The following is a 20,910-nucleotide window of genomic DNA, read 5'->3' as shown; positions in this document are numbered from 1 at the left end:
AAATAATGAAAATTATAGCAGTTGTTTTTTGCCTGATGCTGAATGCAGGATGTTCAGATAATGATGATTTAACAGAGGAGCCTCCAGGCCCGGTTCATAATGAAAATATTAGTATAGGTTCCGGTAATCCGGAACTTATGCTCGCCTGGAAAGAGAATACGGGTTATACAGTAACAATAGCAGGATGGGGGCAGAAATATATACCTGTCGATGAAGCGATTGTGTGTTTAGAGGTATTCCCAGTAGGTGTACAGTCGTCTAAATGGTACAGGGCAGCGTATCAGGAAGCAGAAAAACAAAATGATCGATTGGTTTGTAAAGCCAGGATAATCACGGACTCCGGTTCTGATTTTGAAGTGACAGATGTATATACGGTGGCGGAGAATGAAGATAAATTACGCTTGTCGAGAGTAGTAGATGTCATGAAAGCTTCCGGTAAGGATCATGCGTTTAACTCTTACTTTATGGTACGGAATGAAGTACAACAAGCTATTACCGGATGCGAATATTTCATACCTTCTCTCATATATAAAGATGAATCTAATTTAAGTGAATCCTCCATAGGCGTAGATTTTACTCATGATTGGATACTGGCTCGTGAGGAACGTATGGGATTACCTCTGGCCATGTTCAGAAATAAAAGTTCGGAGGTATCTGTTGCTTTGGCAGACTATAATCTAAATCCGGTTACTTTTAAGGAAGAGGTGGGAATGGATCATCTGGTAAATGCGGATATGCATTTCGGCTCATTGGGTTTTTATTTGGCAAGCCAAAGTCCTGCATTAGTATATTGCTTTCCTGGTTCTGAAGGTGAGCATACTTATGCAGACGGAGGTGGAAGTCGTGAAAGACGTTGGGCGCGTCGGAGTCATCCTGTACGGGTTGGTGTAGAGCATGCCTATATGCTGGAATTGCAATTTAAGAAAGAAGTAGCTTTCCCAAAAGCGCTTGAGGAACACTGGAAAGCGACGTTCAATCTGTACAATCCTGAAGTATTGGAGGTGGATAACGAAGATGTAATGAATTACGGCTTGGAGGTTTTAGATCGTTATTGGCTGAAAGATAATGATGCCCCCGGTTTTCCTTTCTCCGTACATCTTCCAAGTGGGGAAGTGAATGAGATTTCTTATTCTATGGGATTTGTGGGGATGCAGATTCCTTGCGCATATTATCTTTACCGGAAAGGCTTGGAAACCAATAATCCCATCTATACGGATAAAGGAGAGCAGATACTTGATTTCTGGGCGGAGAACAGTTCGGCACCTAATGGGATGCCACGGATATGGTGGGATATATCTCCTTGGAATTTCTTTCGTAATCATAATGACTTACGTAATATGCAAGGTGGATTGGAGGCTATGATTTTAGCATGGTCGCATGCTGAAAAACATTTTCCCGGAAGTAAAACTAATTGGTTGGATTATTGCCGGCGGTCAGCTGACTGGATGGTGAGCCGACAACATGCTGATGGTAGCTGGGACAAAGCTTTTGACAATGGCGGGACTTCTATAGATTCGGGTAAACTACTTACTTCCAATCTGATTCGTTTTCTTACTTACATGTATATAGTTACTAAGGAAGAATGCTATAAGACAGCTGCTGTTAAAGCCGGAGAATTTTGCTATCGCGAGATTCATGAACCCTATAAATATGTGGGAAGTGTAATTGATAATCCGTATGTAAAAGACCGTGAGTCCGGGCAAAAGATTATTGAGGCTTTCCTTTGTTTGTACGATTTAACCAAAGATAAAAAATGGCTTGAAGGAGCATCCCAAGCGGCTTATTACACTGTAACCTATATGTATGCCTGGAATATTCCGGCGGCTGGAGGAAATAACCTCATGGCTTGGGATAGCAAAAAGACTACTGTTGGAATTACAATCATTTCCACCGGACATTCCGGAGCAGATTGTGGACTTTCATATAATTCTTTTGAATACCTGAGACTCTATGTTTTGATAGGCGATGAGTATTTCCTGCATATTGCCCGGCTATTGGAGAAAAATACGAAACAGACTATGGATTATGATGGTACGTTGGGGTATGCTTATCGAGGATTGCAGACGGAAGCCTTAAGATTGGTCACCCGTTGGGGAGATGGAGTAAATTTGTGGCTACCCTGGGTTACTGCATCTGCTTTAGATCCATTGTTCAAGATACGGGATGCTTATGGAGATATGGATATAGAACGTATAGGAACAGAATCTTTATCTACATTGAGACGGAAAGATGCGGTATATGCTGCACATCAGGGAATAATATATTAATTCAGGAGCTTATGGAAAAAGATAGAAGAATAAGAAAGGTTGTATTCCGGATACTGATGATATCAGGATTTTGTCTATTGGGCATATCCTGCCATTATCATGCCATGATCGGGAAAAGTGATTTGAAAACTATTTCTCAGGAATGTATAGAAGAAAGTGGTACAGAGAAAATCATTAAAAATGGTGATTATTCCCTTATACTAAGAGAAGGGGATGAAGGTTTTGCTGTATTTTTACAGAATGGTAAAGGGATAGTGGGAAGCCAAGAACTGCCTGCATGGATCACTGTCCGGGGAAGTGATACTTTACCAACGGGGGAATATATCGAAACTGATTATAAGCAACCTTATTATCAGGTCATAAGAAAGAAATATGGCTTTTGTGCTACAGCCAGTGTCAACACGGAAAAAGGGTCTGTATTTATTGTAGAAGATAAGTATACTTTATTAAAGGATGGGGTATTTGGGATATATAGAGATGTGAAGGTGAAAGAAGCGCGGGTAGAGGATGTCGGATTTGCCAGTACAATTTCATTTCAAACCGGGATTCGTTCGTCTGATAACAATGATTTCGAGTATTTTATTCCTTCTGTTTTATATAGAAATACCTCTGAAGTAAGAGAGGATGCGGTTGCTGCTGACCTGAATACTGACCGGATGTATGTAAAAGAAACGCGTACGGGACTGCCGCTGGCTATGCTTCGGGAAAAGATAACAGGAACTACTTTAACCCTCATGCATTATAATCCTAGGATAGATGTCGGACAAAATCCTGGTGGTGGAACATTCTATGAGGTGAATGATGCGTTACAATATGGTTCAATAGGTTACTCTATATATCCTTTATTGTCGGTGGATTTTCATTATCCGTGTGCAGAAGGGCCCAGAACGTATGAAGTTGCCGGAAGAAAAAGGGATGCAAAGACTATATGGTCCAAAAGATACCATTCGGTGAAAGAGGGCAATATACATAGCTATTCTGTAGCCTTGATTCCTGATAAAAAGGATAATTATAATGAAGCTATGATGTATGCGTTTGGTATGGGCTATAAAACGGAAGAGCCGACAATCGTGGATATGAATATGGATGAAATCTACCGGCAGAATATAGAACTTTTTAAAGCTGAATATCGGATGTTGGGAAAGGGAAACATAAAAGCGGCAGGTTTACCATGGTCACTTGATTTACCTGATGGTACAAACACTGAAGGGATATCTTTTCAAATGGGTTTTGTGGGACAACAAATAGCCGTTGGATATCACATGTATCGTTATGGTCTGGATCATCATGATTCAGAGACTAAGGGGAAAGGTAAATCAATGGTTGATTTCTGGATTTCTGATGCCATCATGAAAACTTATTTCCCCACTGTATGGTGGGATCCTGCTGATAATGCCACAGCCGGACAAAGGCGGGAATATCCAAGTTTTCTTCGATGTTTTGTAGATGGTATGGAAGGACTACTGGATGCCTATCGTATTTCTGTGGCTCACAATGAACCTCAGGAAGCGTGGAATCAAGCTCTTAAAAGGGTTGCTTCTAATTTGGTGAAGAAACAAAATGAAGACGGTTCTTTTTATAGAGCATATAAGACGAATGGTGATGTTGAGACGGGAGGGGATAGGAATACTCATGGGACTTCTAAATTGAATACTCCGGTGGCTATTAGATTCCTGGTGAAGATGTTTGAACATACCGGAGAGACTAAATATAAAGAAGCTGCAATCAAAGCTGCTGATTTCTCTTACAATGAACTGTATTTGAAATTAGGGAAATATGTAGGTGGAACTCCAGACAATCCTAATACTGTTGATAAAGAGGCAGCCATATTTGCTCTCTACGGATTCAATGCTATACATGAACTGACAGGGGATCTGAAATATCTGAAAGCGGCAGAACATGCTGCAAACTGTGCTATGAGCTGGACGTATTGTTATGATTTTGCCATTCCTAACCGAGATGCAATGGATGCCAAAAAGAATCCTTTTGTTAAAGGAGGTATTACAGGGTTTTCTATTATTGCTACGGGACATTCGGGTGCTGATAATTTTATAGCTTATATGTTTTATGAAATGTATAAATTGTATATCAAAACCGGAAATGAACTCTATTTACATATGGCAAAACTCTTACAGAATAATACGAAACTGAATACAGACTTTGACGGTAGAATGAATTATAAATATCGTGCATTTATGCCAGAAGCAACTAATGTTGCTGATTTAGCTTTCAGGTCTGTATCCTTGTGGCTCCCATGGGCAAGCATTGCGAACATTGAGCCGATTGTTAATCTGGAAGAAGCTTTCGGAAAAAAAGATCTATCTCAGATTGATATGAGTTTACCTGAACTTCGCAGTAGATTGACAATCTATGGAGTAGGTGGAAAACCTCTCCATAGATAGAATGGCTTTGGTCTGATATATGATCGGAAAAGAACCATCTATTGTTGAGGGAGTAGTCTGTTTTGTGTATATTTGTAGATCACTTTCAATGAATCATATTGTATAGTTATGCTCATAAAGAAAAAAGAAATAGCGTTATTACTAATTTTTCTCTCTTTGGTAGTAACTAACCTTTTTGCCGAAAACTATTATTTTAAGCGATATGACAAAGAGAACGGGCTTTCTCAGCAAACTGTTTTCTGTGCAGTTCAAGATCGTAGAGGTTTCCTGTGGTTTGGTACGAAAGTTGGTCTGAATAGGTTCGATGGTACAAAGTTTAAGAACTATGTGGCCGATCCGGAACAGCCCAATTCTCTTCCCAATAATACAGTTCTTGCTCTGGCGGAAGCACCGGATGGTTCTCTCTGGTTAGGAACTTCAGATGGTTTATGTATTTACAATCCGGAGAAGGATACTTTTGCTCCGTTTGTCAGTGCTGACTTGACAATTGAAGGTTTAATAGATAATTTAGTTTTTGACAAGCAGGGAAACCTTTGGGTTATAAATTCCAAGGGCATATATTGCTTGGATGTAAAAAATGGAAATCATAAGTTTTTTGCTGCATCTGATTTCTTTGTGCCTACAGGGATAACAGTGACTCAGTCCGGTAGTGTGTGGGTATTAGGTCTGGATGGTAATATCTATTTGTTTAACCCTCAACGCATGGAGTTTTCGTCTTATCCTATATTGACAAAAGAAGAGAAAACAAAACATATTCTACTTTATCGGATTCTGGAATGTAGTAATGGAGACTTGGTTGTGACTACAGATCGTATTGGGGCCAGGCGTTTTTCCCCTAACAATGGTGAAGTTAAAGTCTTGTTTAGCAATGATTCTCAGAATAATCCTATTTATATCCATACGGCTATTCAACGGAATAAAGATGAATTCTGGTTTGGTACAGAGTCAGGCATTCATATCTATCAATTGGATTTGGGATTTATTGATCATTTACAGAAGTCGTATAATGATGCTTATTCGCTTTCTGATAATGCTGTTCATATGTTGTTGAAAGATCGTGAAGAAGGTATTTGGGTAGGGACTTTTTTTGGTGGTGTGAATTACTTGTCGAGTAATAATACATTGTTTGATAAGTATCTGCCGAAAGATGAAAAAGGAAGTATAAAGGCAAATGTTATTCGTGAAATTCATCCGGATGTGGAAGGAAATTTATGGGTAGGAACTGAAGATGGAGGGTTATGCTATTTTGATACCAAGACAAAAGTATTCAGGGCATTGACTAATCTGAAATGGGACGGACGTCCCATTTCCAAAAATATACAATGCTTGCTGGTTGATAAGAATATGATATGGATTGGAACTTTTGATAGTGGTATCTACCTGTTTGATTTGAAGTCGCAAAATATAATCAATCATTTCTGTAGTGAGAATACTGGTTCCGGATTATTGGTTAATGGGATCGTTTGTTTCAGGAAGACTTCTTTTAATGAAATATTGGTTGGTACAATGGGAGGGTTATACCGCTATGTAGAGTCAAAGAATAGATTTGAAATTGTTCCGCAACTGGACTGGGGACTTGTACATTCCATTTATGAGGATTTAGATCATACTTTATGGGTTGTTACAATGGGGAGAGGATTGTTTACATTTAAATATAATGGGATACATGAGAAGATAACAGTTAAGACAATGCCATTCATAAGTAACTATATCACTACTATCTTCGAAGATTCTCGGAAGCGTTTATGGATTGGTACTGAAGGAAACGGGCTTTTTCTTTATGACAGGACAGATGGGACATTTACTCAGACTTTATCTAAACTGGATTATTCCGGACAAATTATTTATCAGATTATAGAGGATGCCACAGGAATGTTATGGGTGACTACTTCGAATGGCTTATTGCATTATGATCCTGAGCTGAAAGCTTTAAGCAGGTTTACAACGTCGAATGGATTGCCGATAGATCAATTTAATTATAATTCCGGCTATCAGGATCGAATAGGCAATATTTATTTTGGCTCATTGAAAGGAATGATAGCTTTCTCGCCAGAGAATTTTATAAAGGTATCAGAACCATTAAAAGTATTCTTTACAGGTTTTCAGTTATTTAATAAAGAGATAGAGACCTATCAACCGGATTCTCCTTTGAAACAATCGATTATTTTTACAGTTAAAATAACATTGCGTTATGATCAGTCTACTTTTAGTATTGATTTTGCTATACCTACTTATTCTATTTCTCAGGATGTATGGTATAGATATAAGCTTGAAGGGTTAGATCATGAATGGATTGTTAGTCAAGGACCTAAGAAATTGTATTATACAAAGTTACCACCGGGGAAATACACCCTTCGTGTACAAGCTTCAAGAGAAAGCGGAACATGGACTGGCGAAGCTTCTTCATTGGCTATCATTGTAAAACCTCCATTCTGGAGTATGCCGTTTGCATATTTCTTGTATGTTCTTATTATCTTTACTACATTTACTTGGTTTTTCATCAGATATAGAAGAAAACTCAAAGAGAAAGAACGACATCAGATAGAAATGTTACAGAACGAGAAGTATAAGGAAATTCTTCAGGCTAAGATTAGTTTCTTTACAAATATTACTCATGAAATAAGAACTCCTTTGACATTAATAATGGGGTCACTGAACCGTATAATAAAGTCGGGAGAAAAGAAACTTGCTGAGAATGAAAATATAGCTGTTATGAGTAAGAATACTCAGCGTTTGCTCGATCTGGTAAATCAGCTACTTGATTTCAGAAAGATAGAGTCTTCTACCTTCTTGATGAGTTTTGTAAAACTGGATATCAAACAACTACTTGAAGAGACTTATAGCCGTTTTACTCCGATAGCTCAAACCAGATGTATTGATTTTCATTTTTCCATGCCTGATGAGGGATGTGAAATAATAGCTGATAAAGAGGCTTTGATAAAGATATTAAGTAATATGTTGAACAATGCGATTAAATTCTGTGACCATATTGTTGAGGTATCTTTAGTGAGTATACAGAAAGAAGACAATTCTATTGTTCGGATTAGGGTGAATAATGATGGAGAAAGAATCCCAAAAGATGTGACAACAGACATTTTTAAACCTTTTTTCCAGTATTTCGGAGAAGATGCAAGAGTACCGGCAAAAGGTTCCGGATTAGGGTTGCCTTTAGCTAAATCACTGGCCGAGATGCATAATGGCGCTTTTTATCTTGATAATTCCATTACTGAGATGAATTCCTTTGTGCTTGATTTACCCTTGGAACAGCATGATGTTGCAGAGCCGGGACATTCTCCTTTTTATAAGGAAACCTCTTCTGTAGAAGGAAATAAAGACTATATGCATAAGAGTATGTATAATGTACTGGTGGTTGATGATGAAGTGGAATTGCGTCAGTTTGTTTGTGAAGAATTAACCCCACAATATAATGTGTTGGTTGCCGATAATGGAAAACAAGCATTGGAAATATTGGAAAGTCATGTAGTATCGCTGATTATTAGTGATTTGATGATGCCGGTAATGGATGGAATTGAATTGTGTAAGTCTGTCAAAACAAATATAAAATATTGTCATATTCCTATTATTGTATTAACAGCTAAAGTTTCTTTACAGGCCCATATTGATGTACTGGAATCGAAAGCTGATGCCTATATAGAGAAGCCGTTCTCTACAGAGCATTTACTGGCTCAGGTTTCAAATCTTTTAGCTAACAGAGAGCTTATCCGTTCTACATTTGTCCGCTCACCTCATGCACATCTCATAAGTGTCGCGTCTAACAGTATAGATGAGAAATTTATTGGCAAGATGAATGATTATGTGATGAATAATTTGTCTGATTCCTGTTTGTCGGTTGAAAGTCTGGCTGAATATATGAATATGAGTGTATCTACACTTTATAGAAAAGTGAAAGCTATCACTTCTTTGGCACCTAATGACTTTATCCGTTTATGCCGATTAAAGAAGGCTGCTGAAATGTTGGCTAAAGGTGATCTTCGGATCAATGAAGTTGCTGAGAGTTTAGGATTTTCTACCACTTCATATTTTACCTCATGTTTCATGAAGCAATTTGGAATTACTCCCAGTGAGTTTATTAAGTTGAATAAGAATAAATGAAATATCCCCATGTTTTGGACATGGGGATATAATCCTTTCTGTTGTTAATCAGTTTGCTCAGCAGAAGTAATCTGTTTTCCGTTCACCTCAACGTTTTCGAGTGTTAAGTTCACTACATTGTCCATCTGTATGGCTTTCGGTGCTTTCTTCACCTTTATATTCCGCAGGGTAATGTTGTATAGTTTGGCTTCCGGTAATCCATTTGCCATAAGTGCTACGCTATCTACACAGTTACAAGTCACATCTTCTATACAGATATTACGGAAGAGTGTCGGATGATTTCCACCGCGGTATCCGTGGTAGTTCGTACGGAAATTAATCACTCCCCACAGGCAGACATTCGCTTCTATCCGGCGCATATTCAGATTCTCGAAGTATCCGCCACGGTCCAAATTTGATTTGAAGTAAATTCCGTTGCGGCAACTGTCTATCTTGCAATCCTCGATAAAAATATTCCGTACTCCGCCGGACATTTCACTACCGATGGTAATAGCCCATCGGGCGAAGTGGCAATTCCGGATAATTACGTTCTCCGTAGCCTGTCCGATGCGCCAACCGTCCTGGTCGCGCCCAGATTTGATGGCGATACCATCATCCCCCACGTTGAAGTCCATGTTTTCAATCAGTACGTTGGTGCTTGATTCCGGGTCGCAGCCATCGTTATTGTAGTTGTTGCTGTCTATATATACATTGCGTACGGTGACATTATCGCAGAATACAGGATGAATGATCCAGAAGGGAGAATCGTAGATTTGCACATCTTCCACCAGTACATTTTTGCAGCCGTAGAACTGTATCATGCAGGGGCGCAGGTAATGCCCTTCTCCAAATACACGTTCGTATACCGGAATGGAGTCGCTGCCCATTTGACGCAGACGATTCACAGCAGGCCCTTGCAATGCATGCCAGCCGTTGAATGTTATAGCCCCGTTTCCATCAATCGTACCTTTACCGGTCAGGGCAATGTTGGTACATTGATATGCATAGATGAAAGGGGAGTAGTTGAAACATTCTGTTCCTTCCCATTTGGTCAATACCATGGGGAGATAGTCGGAAGCTACGGTGGAGAATTCCAGGCGTGCACCTTCGGCTACGTGTAGATTCACGTTACTTTTCAGAAGGATGGAACCTTTGCTGAAATAGTTTCCGGCAGGAATGAGTACAGTGCCACCACCGTTTTGATTGCATTGGTTGACGGCTTCCAGTATGGCAGGACGGCTGTCGAAAGTCGTATCACTCTTTGCTCCATAGGCAGTTACGTCATATATGCTGTCCGGAAACGTAGGGGGAACAATCTTTTTCAGGATTTCGGGAACCCTTGCCCATTCACCGGATTCTTTGCGGGGAGTAGCGGTATTGTTGCATGCTGTCCAGAGGATAGGGAACAGACAGACCCAAAAAATAATTTTCTTCATGGTATTTATATAAATAATGTGTGCGGCAAAAATACTTGTTTCTTACCTAATTAGTATGATTTTCATGTAAGAATTTAGTTTAATATCCAATTTCTTAGGGTTATAGAAGTCAGAATCTTAAATTTGCAATCTTCAATTTGATGACATGCTTGCGAAGTTACAAGGTAATGAGTCTTTATTTTTTATGAGATAGTTACTGCTGTATTGTATTAATTATTACTTTTGTATAATTGGTAACCTCAAAAAGTCAAATTATGAAAAACAAGTTGTTCATATTCTACGTGTTTATTTTCTTGTGCTTTCCGATAGCTTTCGCACAAAAAGCTACTACTGTAATTGAGCCTGATTTAAAGTATGGTAGACCCTCCAAGGAAGAGTTGGCATTGACTGCATATGTCCCTGATACCACTGCAACTGCAGTTTATTTATTTCATAAGGGTAAGAGTGGCTTTACTTACGATGATGGTTTTCGGTTGTTTACGGAACATTGGGTGCGTATTAAGATATTGAAACCGCAGGGAGTATCACATGCAGATGTGGCTATTCCTTACTATGCACCTTCTGACAGAGATAAAGAGAAAGATGGTATTTTGAACTTGGACGGATGCTCTTATAATCTGGAAAATAGGAAAATGACTAAGACTCGCCTGAAGCGGGAGCTGGTTTCTAATGAACGGGTGAATACCTATTACAAAGTCTTAAAGTTTTCGTTGCCTACTGTCAAGGTTGGAACGGTTATAGAGTATCATTATAAAGTGGTTTCTGATTATTCTGTGCACATAGAAAACTGGATGATGCAGGAAGAACTTCCTGTAGTATACAACCAATATGAAATAACCATTCCTCATGTATTTGTATACAATGTTGAGTTCAGAGGCCGTCAATATATAGATGTCTTGGAAGAGAAAAGTTCGATGCAGGCTAAGCAACATACGACAAGTGGTGTAGCAAGAGTTGCCCATGACTTTTCTATTTCGGCACGGAAACTAACATTCACCTCCCGGAATTTGCCTGCTATCCGTCAGGATGAATCTTTCTGTTGGTGCCCGGAGGACTATAAAATACAGGTCAGTTTCGATCTGCAAGGCACTAATTATCCGGGTGAAGACTATAAGCCTTATAGCCAGAACTGGGAAGATGTGGACAAGCAACTGACCAGGGAAGAGAGTAAGAGTTTCGGTGCGAACTTGTTGTGGCGGAATCCATATATTGAAGAGATTCGGGAACTTAGCCGTTCAGGCAATTTGGATTTTAACAAAAAAGTAATAGGAACATTCCAATTGCTAAAGCAGAAGTTTTCATGGAATGGAGAATATAAATTGTATAGCGAAAATCTGGATAAAGTACTTAAGACCGGAACCGGTAGTAACGCTGATTTAAATTTTATATTTATCGGCATGCTCAAAAGCTTTGGTATCAAAGCTTATCCTGTTGTCATGAGTCGACGCTCTGTAGGAATGTTGCCGGTCAGTTTTCCTTCCCTTCAGAAGTTGAACACTTTTGTGGTTGCTATTTATGATGAGGTTAGAGGTAAATATGTTTATTTGGATGGCTCGATGGATGTACCGGCTCTTAATGTGCTGCCCGTTGAATTGTCTGTAACTAAAGCACGTATACTTTCTGCAGATATACCTGAAAATAAGAAGTGGGTGAATTTGCAGGAGATACCTACCAACCAGATTTTTATGAAGATTAGTGCGAATGCTCAGGGAAATCAGATAACGGGGCGCCGGACTACTATTCTGAAGGGATATGATGCTTTGGAATATAGGAAAGAGTATCAGACCAAAGACTCTCTTGTAAATAAGCAGGAATTGGTTAAAGAAAAGCTGGCTATCAGCAATCTGAAACGAACAGAGATGGAAGATGACTTTGTAACCATACAGGAAGATTTTGATTTTATACTTGAAGCAGAGAAGTCGGAGGACCACATCTATATCAATCCGATGCTATTCCCGCAGTTGACCAAGAATCCTTTTATACAGTCGGAGCGAATTCTTCCGGTTGAGTTTCCCTATCTGTATCGGTTGAATCTCTCTTGTGCACTGACGCTTCCCGAAGGATATGAAGTGGAAGAAATACCTCACTCGCAAGTAGTGAAGACTGAAGATGGTAAACTGCAATGCAAATATATGATTCAAAGAAACGGAAACAATGTCATTGTGAACTATTCATTCAGTTTGAATTCCTCTGTTATGCCTTCCGAGTATTATAGCCAGTTGCAGGAAATATGGAATAAGGCCGTTGAGATGAATCAGGCTCTCATTGTACTAAAAAAACTATAACAGTGTACAAATGCAGATGATAAATCTTGCAAGGATTGTGATATAGTCATTGTTTTATGTGGCAAATAAATGATAATTTCATTAGTTTTGCTGCAAGAAAAAGAAATTTATATGGATAAGATAAAAACTGGATTGGCCGCTTTCGGAATGTCGGGGCAGGTGTTTCATGCTCCTTTTATTTCCACCAATCCCCATTTTGAGTTGACTGCGATTACGGAACGCAGCAAGGAATTGTCGAAGGTGAAATATCCACAATCCCGTATTGTGCGTAGTTTTGAAGAATTAATAGGGATGGAGGAGCTGGAACTGGTTGTTGTAAATACTCCGGATAGTTCCCATTATGAATATGCCCGTCGTGCTCTCGAAGGCGGAAAGCATGTTATTGTGGAAAAGCCTTTCACTACTACCGTAGAAGAAGGGGAAGAACTTGTGGCTCTTGCTGCGGAAAAAGGGTTAACCCTGAGCGTTTACCAGAATCGCCGTTGGGATTGCGACTTCCTGACCGTGAAAGAAATATTGGACAAAGGTCTGTTAGGTCGTTTGGTAGAATTTGAATCCACCTTTCCCCGTTACCGGAATTTCATCAAACCCAATACCTGGAAAGAAACCGGGGAGAGTGGCGGAGGCCTGACTTATAATCTGGGTGCCCACGTCATAGATCAGGCTGTGCAGTTGTTCGGTATGCCCGAAGCTGTATTTGCCGATATTGCAACTTTGCGTACTGGTGGTAAAGTGGATGATTACTTCATTATCCACTTACTGAAACCTGCCCATGCGCCGGAAGTGAAGATTACACTGAAAGCCAGTTATCTGATGTGTGAGAATGAACCTCGCTTTGTGCTTCATGGCACGGAAGGTTCGTATGTGAAGTACGGTCTTGATCCTCAGGAAGCAGATCTAACTAAAGGCATACTGCCGGATACTCCGCATTGGGGAGAGGAAGATAAATCCCAGTGGGGAATACTTCATACGGAAAAGAATGGGGATGTGGTGCGTGAATCCTATCCAACCCTTCCTGGTAACTATGCTGCTTTCTATGAGAATATTTATCAGCATGTCCGTAAAGGAGAGGTCTTGCAAAGTGATGCCCGCGGAGTTCTTGGTGTTATCCGGCTGATTGAAGCGGCTTGGGAAAGTAGTCGGACAGGAAGTGTTATCAGATTATAACCTGACTTATGGATAAAAAAGCGATTGTTCTTTCCGTTGCCGGTTCCGACAGTTCCGGTGGTGCAGGCATACAGGCGGATATAAAGACTATCTCCGCATTGGGCGGATATGCTGCTACTGCAATCACTGCAATCACTGTGCAGAATACATTAGGTGTGCAAGCTGTGCATCCTGTGCCGGCAGAACTGGTAGGTAAGCAGATGCAGGCCGTGATGGAAGATTTACGGCCGGATGCCATTAAGATAGGTATGACCGGAAATGTGGAGATTATTAGTGAAATAGCACGGTTGTTACATCAATATTCACCCCAGCAGGTGGTTCTCGATCCGGTAATGGTTTCTACCAGTGGGCACAATCTGATGACGGATGAGGCAGTGGAAGCTATTTGCACGCTATTGCTTCCGGAAGTGTCTCTTGTTACTCCTAATTTACACGAAACAGAAGTTCTGCTACAGCAACCTGTTCATACGGTTGATGAAATGGAGGGTGCTGCATGCTGCTTGTTTGAAAAGTATCACTGTGCTTTTCTTATTAAAGGAGGTCATTTGAAGGGTAATGAAATGTGTGATGTGCTTTATGATGGAAATCAGCTGAATATCTTTGGCAGCAATCGCATCCGTTCCGGCAATCTGCATGGTACAGGGTGTACACTTTCATCTGCAATTGCTACATTCCTGGCACAAGGAGCATCTTTGTATGAAGCTGTGGAGCAAGCCAAGGAATACATTTCTTGTGCTATCGAAGCCGGAAAAGATTTGCATATAGGGCAGGGGAATGGTCCTTTATGGCATTTCCCGTCTTTGATAAGTCCTGTAAATAACAAATAAAGACATGAAACTCATTATCATTACATCTCCGGACTTTCTTCCGGGTGAGGCGCGTATCCTCACTGAACTTTTTAAGGCAGGACTGGATTTATTGCATTTACGTAAGCCGGAGGCTGAAATCTATGAAGTGGAAAGTCTTCTACAGGAAATCCCGATGGAATATAGAAACCGGATTGTTATTCATGACTTCTTCCTTCTGAAAGAGAAGTATTCTTTAGGAGGGATTCACCTGAATTCCCGTCATCCGGAAGCACCTGAAAATTACCATGGACTATTAAGTCGTGCCTGTCATAGCTTGGAAGAGGTGGAAACCACAACACCTCGGTTTGATTATGTACTCATGAGCCCCGTTTACGACAGTATTTCCAAACAAGGATATCGTTCGGGCTATTCAACAGAGGCACTGAGACAAGCGCAAGAAAAAGGCATTATCAATGAAAAAGTGATTGCTCTGGGTGGGATCAGTGAAGCAAACCTTGCAGAAATCAAATCTTTAGGTTTCGGTGGTGCTGCTTTATTGGGCGATATTTGGAATCGTTATCATGCATGGGAAGACACCGAACAACTGCTTACCCATTTCAGAAAACTGAAACATTGTGCAGAATAATCTTTTTCTTTCCATGAAAATGGTAGCCGGTTTCTTATTTGAAGTATAATTTAATGAGGCAAGGGTTATCATCCTCCTGCCGGGACATCAATTTCTGATATTCTTCCGGAGCCAATACGGATTGATACGCTTCGAATTCTTCATTGAAAGAAAACTGCATGATATATTCATCTTCAAAAGCTTCCGGCCTGATCAGTATCCCCTCTTGGGTGTCCTTGAATAAGAAACTCTTTCCATCGCTCTTCCGGTAAAAAAGATTCTTTAAAGTCAGATTCGGAAACCAACCGTATGATAATCCGGCATAAAAGAATTTTTCATTCTGATATTGTGATCTTAGTAAATAAGGTATCGCATTCTCTTTCAGATATAGGGTTAGAAGCCGTCCTTCTTCTGCCTGATTGCCATCGGTAAAAGTAAATTTATAGCTGGAGATATCGATGTTGTCTTCGCCAAAATTCCATTTATAAGCTAATAGCAGGCTATCTTCCGTAATTTCATAGACCTCATTATTGTGAAAAGCAGGAGCAAAGTAGCTTTTCTTATGATAAGTATAGAAACAGCCTGGTGCTACGGAATTCAGAATGCGTGGTCCTTTCCATAAACTGTTCACCTCTTCTCCGGTATCTGCTTTCACAATGGTGATACACGGTTCGTCGCTGCCATTGGGAATTGTCCATGTTATGATTTTGTCTCCCATCGCTACCATAGACTGGTAATTACTTTTATCCGGTAATCGTATCTGCTTAATGAATTGCCCTTCCAGATCATAAACATATAAACTACCGAAAGGTGAAAGCAACTTTACCTGTTTCCGGCTTTCATCCACAATCATGTCATAAACTTCCCGATACTCTCCGGGACCTTGTCCTTTTTTGCCGATAGTGTGCAGGAAGTGCCCTTCGTCATCGAATACAAATACCTGGAAACTTTTCCAGTCGAGGATATAGTTTCTGTTGTTACCGGTAGTGACTTTTACAGGGGCTCTCAGCAGACAACTATCTGTAGTTTCCAGGGGAATTACCTGAATACTGTCAAAAATTTCATGTATGGATAGTGTCGAGGGCTGCAGATCTGCCTGTAAAATATTATTTTGAGTATTACTACCCGTATTATTATTCCTGCATGAGGCTAGTAATATACTTACTGCTAAAAAGAAGAAATATTTCATGATGTGTCAGTAATAAATTTGCTAAATATTTATCAAAGTGTTCGTAGGAAACAAAATTATATAATTTTGTTGTTCATTGATAATTTCTGCCGGAGAAAATAACACCTGATAAGAAAAATAGATTTAGCAAGGTCACAAAAGGATAAAACAATATACGGGCGAAAGATTTTCGTCTCTATCAATTGTATGTGACGTCGTAGAAACGGATAATCGCTCGCCCGGTATATATGGAAAAATAGTCTATGAAAGATTTATTTCTTCAACTTTGCAATAATCTCTTCAGCAACCTTTTTACCTGACATCAACATGCCACCGAAGATAGGGCCCATGCGTGGAGTTCCCGAAACGGCAGAAGCTGCCATACCGCAAACGTACAGTCCCGGATAAATTTCTTTTGTACCGTTTACTACTTCTTCTTCTCCTGCAATTACGTCCAGTGAACGTTCACCAATCACACCACCTGTTTCGGTAGCCAGGCGGCTGCCATTTTTGCGTGCCACGGTAGCGGCGATTTCGCTGTCGTGTCCTGTTCCGTCCACTACTATTTTGGCAAGGATGTTCAGTGGGTCTACGTGCATGCCTTCGCGCAATACGGGAGTCCAGTTTACGACTACTCCATTTACTGTGTTATTTTTGAAAATGACATCTTCTACAGAATAGCAGTTGAATACGGTGGCTCCTGTATGTACGGCATGGTAAAGCAATGCGGAAGTACTTTCCACAGAGTCCATTACATAGAGCCCGTCTTCATACTTCTCGTGATTGATATTGAATTCTTTTATAATATCAATAGCTTCTTCCTGAATTACAATCTGGTTGAACATCATAGCGCCACCCCACATGCCACCGCCGGGGGCAAGTTTACGGTCAAACTGTGCTACTTTCAATCCGGCCTTTGCCAGATAGTAAGCAGCTACGATACCCGACGGACCACCACCTACAATGGCGACATCCAGATCAAGGTTTCTTTCTAATTTCTCAAAATAGGTACTAATGATACCTTTGGATACTTTTGTTTCAATCATGTTCTTATAAGTTTAAAAAGTTATGGAGGAGCTACTGCCTACTAGTTACAAGCTACGAGTATCACCGTATATTGGTACAGCGACTCGTATCTTGTAGCTTGTATCTAGTAGCTGGTTTCGCAATCCCTCAGCCCTTGGCTGATTCGCATGGCGCAGAAGTTAGGTCCGCACATCGTGCAGTACTTCCCGTTCAGATGGTTTGCTTCCTTGTAATATTGCAAGGCACGTTCCGGGTCCAAACTCAGATTAAACTGGTCTTTCCAGCGGAACTCGTAGCGGGCTTTACTCAGGGCATCGTCCCGGATCTCCGCACCCGGATGGCCTTTGGCAAGATCCGCAGCATGTGCAGCTATTTTATAAGTGACCACTCCTATACGGACATCTTCTTTTTGAGGCAGAGCGAGATGTTCTTTCGGGGTTACATAGCAAAGCATTGCTGTTCCGTACCAACCGATTTGTGCTGCGCCGATGGCACTTGTGATATGGTCGTATCCCGGTGCAATATCCGTTACCAGCGGACCGAGGGTATAAAATGGTGCTCCGTGGCATTTTTCTATCTGCCGGTCCATATTCTCTCTGATCTTATGCATCGGCACATGACCGGGACCTTCGATAAATGCCTGTACATTCTTCGCCCAGGCACGCTCTACGAGTTCGCCCATTGTGTCCAACTCAGCAAACTGGGCCCGGTCATTGGCATCACGAATCGCTCCGGGACGTAAACCGTCTCCTAAAGAGAGTGCCACATCATATTGTGCACATATATCACATATATCATCAAAATGCTCATACAGGAAACTTTCCTTTTGATGTACTTTGCACCATTGTGAAATGATACTGCCACCACGACTCACCATTCCGCAAAGGCGTTCGTTAGCATAATGGATATTCTTCAGGCGTATGCCGCAATGAATTGTAAAATAATCCACTCCTTGTTCACACTGCTCGAGCAGTGTATCCCGGAATAACTCCCAAGTAAGGTTTTCCGCTTTTCCGCGTACTTTTTCCATAGCCTGATACATAGGGACTGTACCTACCGGAACGGGACAATTACGGATGATCCATTCGCGGGTTTCGTGGATGTTCTCTCCTGTAGATAAATCCATCAATGTGTCTCCACCCCATTTGCAACTCCAAACGGCTTTTTCTACCTCTTCTTCAATGGTAGAGGAAGTAGCCGAATTTCCAATATTGGTATTGATCTTTACAAGAAACTTTGAACCGATGATCATAGGTTCTGCCTCAGGATGGTTGATATTAGCAGGCAATGCTGCACGCCCTGCTGCAATCTCTTCCCTTACAAACTCAGGTGTGATGTAAGTATCTATACCCAGTTCTTTGCAGTTCATGTTTTCACGGATAGCTACATATTCCATTTCCGGGGTAACAATACCCTGTTTAGCATAATACATTTGGGTAATCTTTTTTCCTTCCTTTGCACGATAGGGCAAGGTGATATGGTCGAAACGTAAGGGATCGAGACTTTTATCCGCCAGGCGCATCTTTCCATATTCGGAACTGATTTCCGGTAGTCGTTCAACTTCCCGTTCCTGTATCCACGGTTCGCGGAGGCGTGGCAGACCTTTCTTTAAGTCTACTTTCAGGTTTGGATCACTGTATGCACCACTTGTGTCATAGATGTAGACGGGGGTATTCTCCGTCATGACTTTCTTCCCGTTTTCCACTACTACGGTAGGGGTGAGGTTCACTTTTCGCATCCCCACCTTCAGGTAAGGATAGAGTTGCCCCTGCATATAGACTTTCTCGGATTCGGGATAAGTAATTTTTGTTTTATCTTCCATGGTTCACTAATTGATTGCTATTGGGTCAGTCGTATAATTGTCTCCATTTCAAGTACAGGATTCTCAGCTTTCAGAATACCGCCGCTCAGTGCTATCCCGCTCAGTCCTAATGCTTTCAGGGATGGAATGTCTTCGCGTGTGATTCCACCGATAGCAACAATAGGGATGGTTAGACCTTCCTCCTGCATTTGTACGAGTATGGAGCGGTAGCCGTCCAGTCCCAAGATAGGTGATAACTTTTGCTTGGTAGTTGTGAAACGGAAAGGGCCGCAACCTATGTAGTCGGCACCATCGGCAACGTGTTGCCTGATGTCCGCGAATGTGTTGGCAGTTCCACCGATAATAAACCCTTTGCCCAGCATTTTCCTTGCTTCTTTTATCGGCATATCCAGTTTTCCTAAGTGGACACCGTCCGCACCAATTTCTTTCACCAGATCTACACGATCATCAATGATGAAGGTAGCCCCGTATTGGCGGCAGAGTTCCTGCACGTGCATGGCTGTGTTTTTCAGTTCTTCTTCGGAAACGTCTTTCATCCGAAGTTGTACCCAGCGGCAACCTCCTTCGAGAGCTATACGTGCGGAGTCCGGATAAGAAATAGATGCCGTAAAATGCGTAATGAATTGTACGTCAAACATTCAAACTCTGAATTTAGAAATTATACTTGCAGAAAGGGGCAGTAGTATAAACGAATAGTAAGAAGATAAGAAGAAAAATTCCCTTCGACGGTACTAACCGTATCAGGTTCATTGGGTATAATCTCAGCTATATTTATAGCACCCCCTTTTCTACCGGTAAAGTAAGGACGAATGTTCTTAACAGGAAAGAGACCGGCCTATCTTTTATGATTATTTAAACTTAACATAATTCAGTCGTGTATATTGCTTGTTTCCCGAAGCAAAGGTACATGAGATACGCGCTGAGACGATAAATACCGTCTCACCGGGTTGGAAAGCATGCTCTGTACCGGGTACTTGTCCCGATTCACGGCTTGCCGTACGGGAGCTTATCCGGAAAGTAACCAGATTACCGATAGAATCTTCCAGCGTCAGTATTTGTCGGACATAAAAATAGGGAGTTGTTCCTTTGACCATTGTTTTGTAAGGATCGTCTTCCAACCGTACACGCAGTACTTTCAGTGTTAGATTCTCTACTTTATCTCCTTCCTTGCCCAGGAAGCGGCTGGTAGAATATTTCTGCCTTGCCTGCCGTTTCTGAATATCCAGATGAACGGAATGGTATATCCGGGCTATTTCTACGAAACGTTCCTGTTTAGGAATGCGGGGCGTGAATTTATAGGCAATCCAACTTACATAACTCGGGCCGATGCGGAAAATCTCGTGCAGAAAATGTCCGCGATACTTCCCGAAAGCAATGATATCGTCTCCCTTGCTTTGCATACGTTTAGCATTATACTCCACCAATAGCATGCAGCGGGGAGAGTAATAACATAGACTGCTTGCTACCCGCAGACTTTCATGGATATTTGTAGAAAGGTCTTGAATGTAAAAAATAGACTGGCGTTCGGGTAGTGGAGAATAAACCCATAATGAGTAACGGGGATAGCCAGGATGGGGCAACACCACCAGATAAGCACCTGCATCTTTGTAAGATGTTCTTCCCCGGTTGTATTCGTTTAGTTTCTGATACAACAGCCCTTGTTCTGCTTCGGGTATTCCCGGAATAATCGGATTTGCCATAAGCATTGAGTTATTTATTCAAATATAAGATTTTTCGGGCGAATAATCAAACTCTGTATGGAAAAGTTTAGGTTTCTTTTGTATCTGCACCGTACCTGGATTGTATCAGAGCCATACTTGCTCCGTACTATC

General features: G+C 41.0%; 13 protein-coding genes and 1 riboswitch. Of the genes, 7 read left to right on the top strand and 6 right to left on the bottom strand.

Going from position 1 to position 20,910, the window contains the following annotated elements:
- Positions 1 to 5 precede the first annotated feature (5 nt).
- From BWI44_RS13045 to BWI44_RS13035, 3 genes are all read left to right on the top strand, one after another.
- Positions 6 to 2,267: a hypothetical protein gene (locus tag BWI44_RS13045; RefSeq protein ID WP_195209914.1), complete on the top strand. Its 2,262-nt coding sequence runs from the start codon at positions 6 to 8 to the stop codon at positions 2,265 to 2,267.
- An 11-nt stretch (positions 2,268 to 2,278) separates the two neighbouring features.
- Entirely contained in the window at positions 2,279 to 4,669 is a 2,391-nt protein-coding gene (locus BWI44_RS13040) for a hypothetical protein (protein WP_195209915.1), read from the top strand.
- 108 nt (positions 4,670 to 4,777) lie between these two features.
- Positions 4,778 to 8,782 (top strand): hybrid sensor histidine kinase/response regulator transcription factor, encoded by a 4,005-nt coding sequence (locus BWI44_RS13035; RefSeq protein ID WP_118296153.1) that lies wholly within the window; start codon positions 4,778 to 4,780, stop codon positions 8,780 to 8,782.
- 44 nt (positions 8,783 to 8,826) lie between these two features.
- Here the strand turns inward: BWI44_RS13035 and BWI44_RS13030 are convergent, their stop codons facing one another.
- Positions 8,827 to 10,197 carry a glycoside hydrolase family 28 protein gene (locus BWI44_RS13030; protein WP_195209916.1) on the bottom strand — a complete coding sequence of 457 codons (1,371 nt, stop codon included), beginning with the start codon at positions 10,195 to 10,197 and terminating at the stop codon, positions 8,827 to 8,829.
- A gap of 254 nt (positions 10,198 to 10,451) precedes the next feature.
- Here BWI44_RS13030 and BWI44_RS13025 point away from each other — a divergent pair, with 254 nt between their 5' ends.
- From BWI44_RS13025 to BWI44_RS13010, 4 genes are all read left to right on the top strand, one after another.
- Positions 10,452 to 12,482, top strand: a complete 2,031-nt coding sequence (locus BWI44_RS13025) for a DUF3858 domain-containing protein (RefSeq protein WP_286814503.1) — start codon at positions 10,452 to 10,454, stop codon at positions 12,480 to 12,482.
- Between the two features lie 111 nt (positions 12,483 to 12,593).
- Complete coding sequence (locus BWI44_RS13020) at positions 12,594 to 13,649, top strand: Gfo/Idh/MocA family oxidoreductase (RefSeq protein ID WP_118423576.1); 1,056 nt, start codon at positions 12,594 to 12,596, stop codon at positions 13,647 to 13,649.
- An 8-nt stretch (positions 13,650 to 13,657) separates the two neighbouring features.
- Positions 13,658 to 14,476 (top strand): bifunctional hydroxymethylpyrimidine kinase/phosphomethylpyrimidine kinase, encoded by an 819-nt coding sequence (gene thiD / locus BWI44_RS13015; RefSeq protein WP_286814500.1) that lies wholly within the window; start codon positions 13,658 to 13,660, stop codon positions 14,474 to 14,476.
- 4 nt (positions 14,477 to 14,480) lie between these two features.
- Positions 14,481 to 15,083 carry a thiamine phosphate synthase gene (locus BWI44_RS13010; RefSeq protein WP_286814498.1) on the top strand — a complete coding sequence of 201 codons (603 nt, stop codon included), beginning with the start codon at positions 14,481 to 14,483 and terminating at the stop codon, positions 15,081 to 15,083.
- Positions 15,084 to 15,117: 34 nt separating this feature from the next.
- Here BWI44_RS13010 and BWI44_RS13005 read toward each other — a convergent pair whose 3' ends face one another.
- The 5 genes from BWI44_RS13005 to BWI44_RS12985 form a co-directional block, all read right to left on the bottom strand.
- Positions 15,118 to 16,251 carry a DUF4934 domain-containing protein gene (locus BWI44_RS13005; RefSeq protein ID WP_286814496.1) on the bottom strand — a complete coding sequence of 378 codons (1,134 nt, stop codon included), beginning with the start codon at positions 16,249 to 16,251 and terminating at the stop codon, positions 15,118 to 15,120.
- Between the two features lie 251 nt (positions 16,252 to 16,502).
- Positions 16,503 to 17,276 carry a sulfide-dependent adenosine diphosphate thiazole synthase gene (locus BWI44_RS13000; RefSeq protein ID WP_286814494.1) on the bottom strand — a complete coding sequence of 258 codons (774 nt, stop codon included), beginning with the start codon at positions 17,274 to 17,276 and terminating at the stop codon, positions 16,503 to 16,505.
- A gap of 104 nt (positions 17,277 to 17,380) precedes the next feature.
- Complete coding sequence (gene thiC / locus BWI44_RS12995; RefSeq protein WP_278707019.1) at positions 17,381 to 19,078, bottom strand: phosphomethylpyrimidine synthase ThiC; 1,698 nt, start codon at positions 19,076 to 19,078, stop codon at positions 17,381 to 17,383.
- A 17-nt stretch (positions 19,079 to 19,095) separates the two neighbouring features.
- Complete coding sequence (locus BWI44_RS12990) at positions 19,096 to 19,716, bottom strand: thiamine phosphate synthase (RefSeq protein WP_007659630.1); 621 nt, start codon at positions 19,714 to 19,716, stop codon at positions 19,096 to 19,098.
- Positions 19,717 to 19,777: 61 nt separating this feature from the next.
- A riboswitch (TPP riboswitch) is annotated at positions 19,778 to 19,872 on the bottom strand.
- 54 nt (positions 19,873 to 19,926) lie between these two features.
- Entirely contained in the window at positions 19,927 to 20,778 is an 852-nt protein-coding gene (locus BWI44_RS12985; RefSeq protein WP_286814492.1) for an exodeoxyribonuclease X C-terminal domain-containing protein, read from the bottom strand.
- Between the last annotated feature and the right edge of the window lie 132 nt (positions 20,779 to 20,910).

Source organism: Bacteroides sp. Phil13, assembly GCF_001940965.1.
GTDB classification, from domain to species: Bacteria; Bacteroidota; Bacteroidia; order Bacteroidales; family Bacteroidaceae; genus Bacteroides; species Bacteroides intestinalis.
This window is presented reverse-complemented; position numbering and strand designations above follow the sequence as displayed.

Excerpts from the sequence above, each read along its gene's own strand:
- BWI44_RS13010 (WP_286814498.1), top strand. The coding sequence starts at position 14,481 with ATGAAACTCATTATCATTACATCTCCGGACTTTCTTCCGGGTGAGGCG.
- thiC (WP_278707019.1), bottom strand. The coding sequence starts at position 19,078 with ATGGAAGATAAAACAAAAATTACTTATCCCGAATCCGAGAAAGTCTAT.
- BWI44_RS13020 (WP_118423576.1), top strand. The coding sequence starts at position 12,594 with ATGGATAAGATAAAAACTGGATTGGCCGCTTTCGGAATGTCGGGGCAG.
- BWI44_RS12985 (WP_286814492.1), bottom strand. The coding sequence starts at position 20,778 with ATGGCAAATCCGATTATTCCGGGAATACCCGAAGCAGAACAAGGGCTG.
- thiD (WP_286814500.1), top strand. The coding sequence starts at position 13,658 with ATGGATAAAAAAGCGATTGTTCTTTCCGTTGCCGGTTCCGACAGTTCC.
- BWI44_RS13035 (WP_118296153.1), top strand. The coding sequence starts at position 4,778 with ATGCTCATAAAGAAAAAAGAAATAGCGTTATTACTAATTTTTCTCTCT.
- BWI44_RS13025 (WP_286814503.1), top strand. The coding sequence starts at position 10,452 with ATGAAAAACAAGTTGTTCATATTCTACGTGTTTATTTTCTTGTGCTTT.
- BWI44_RS13030 (WP_195209916.1), bottom strand. The coding sequence starts at position 10,197 with ATGAAGAAAATTATTTTTTGGGTCTGTCTGTTCCCTATCCTCTGGACA.
- BWI44_RS13045 (WP_195209914.1), top strand. The coding sequence starts at position 6 with ATGAAAATTATAGCAGTTGTTTTTTGCCTGATGCTGAATGCAGGATGT.
- BWI44_RS13040 (WP_195209915.1), top strand. The coding sequence starts at position 2,279 with ATGGAAAAAGATAGAAGAATAAGAAAGGTTGTATTCCGGATACTGATG.
- BWI44_RS13000 (WP_286814494.1), bottom strand. The coding sequence starts at position 17,276 with ATGATTGAAACAAAAGTATCCAAAGGTATCATTAGTACCTATTTTGAG.
- BWI44_RS13005 (WP_286814496.1), bottom strand. The coding sequence starts at position 16,251 with ATGAAATATTTCTTCTTTTTAGCAGTAAGTATATTACTAGCCTCATGC.
- BWI44_RS12990 (WP_007659630.1), bottom strand. The coding sequence starts at position 19,716 with ATGTTTGACGTACAATTCATTACGCATTTTACGGCATCTATTTCTTAT.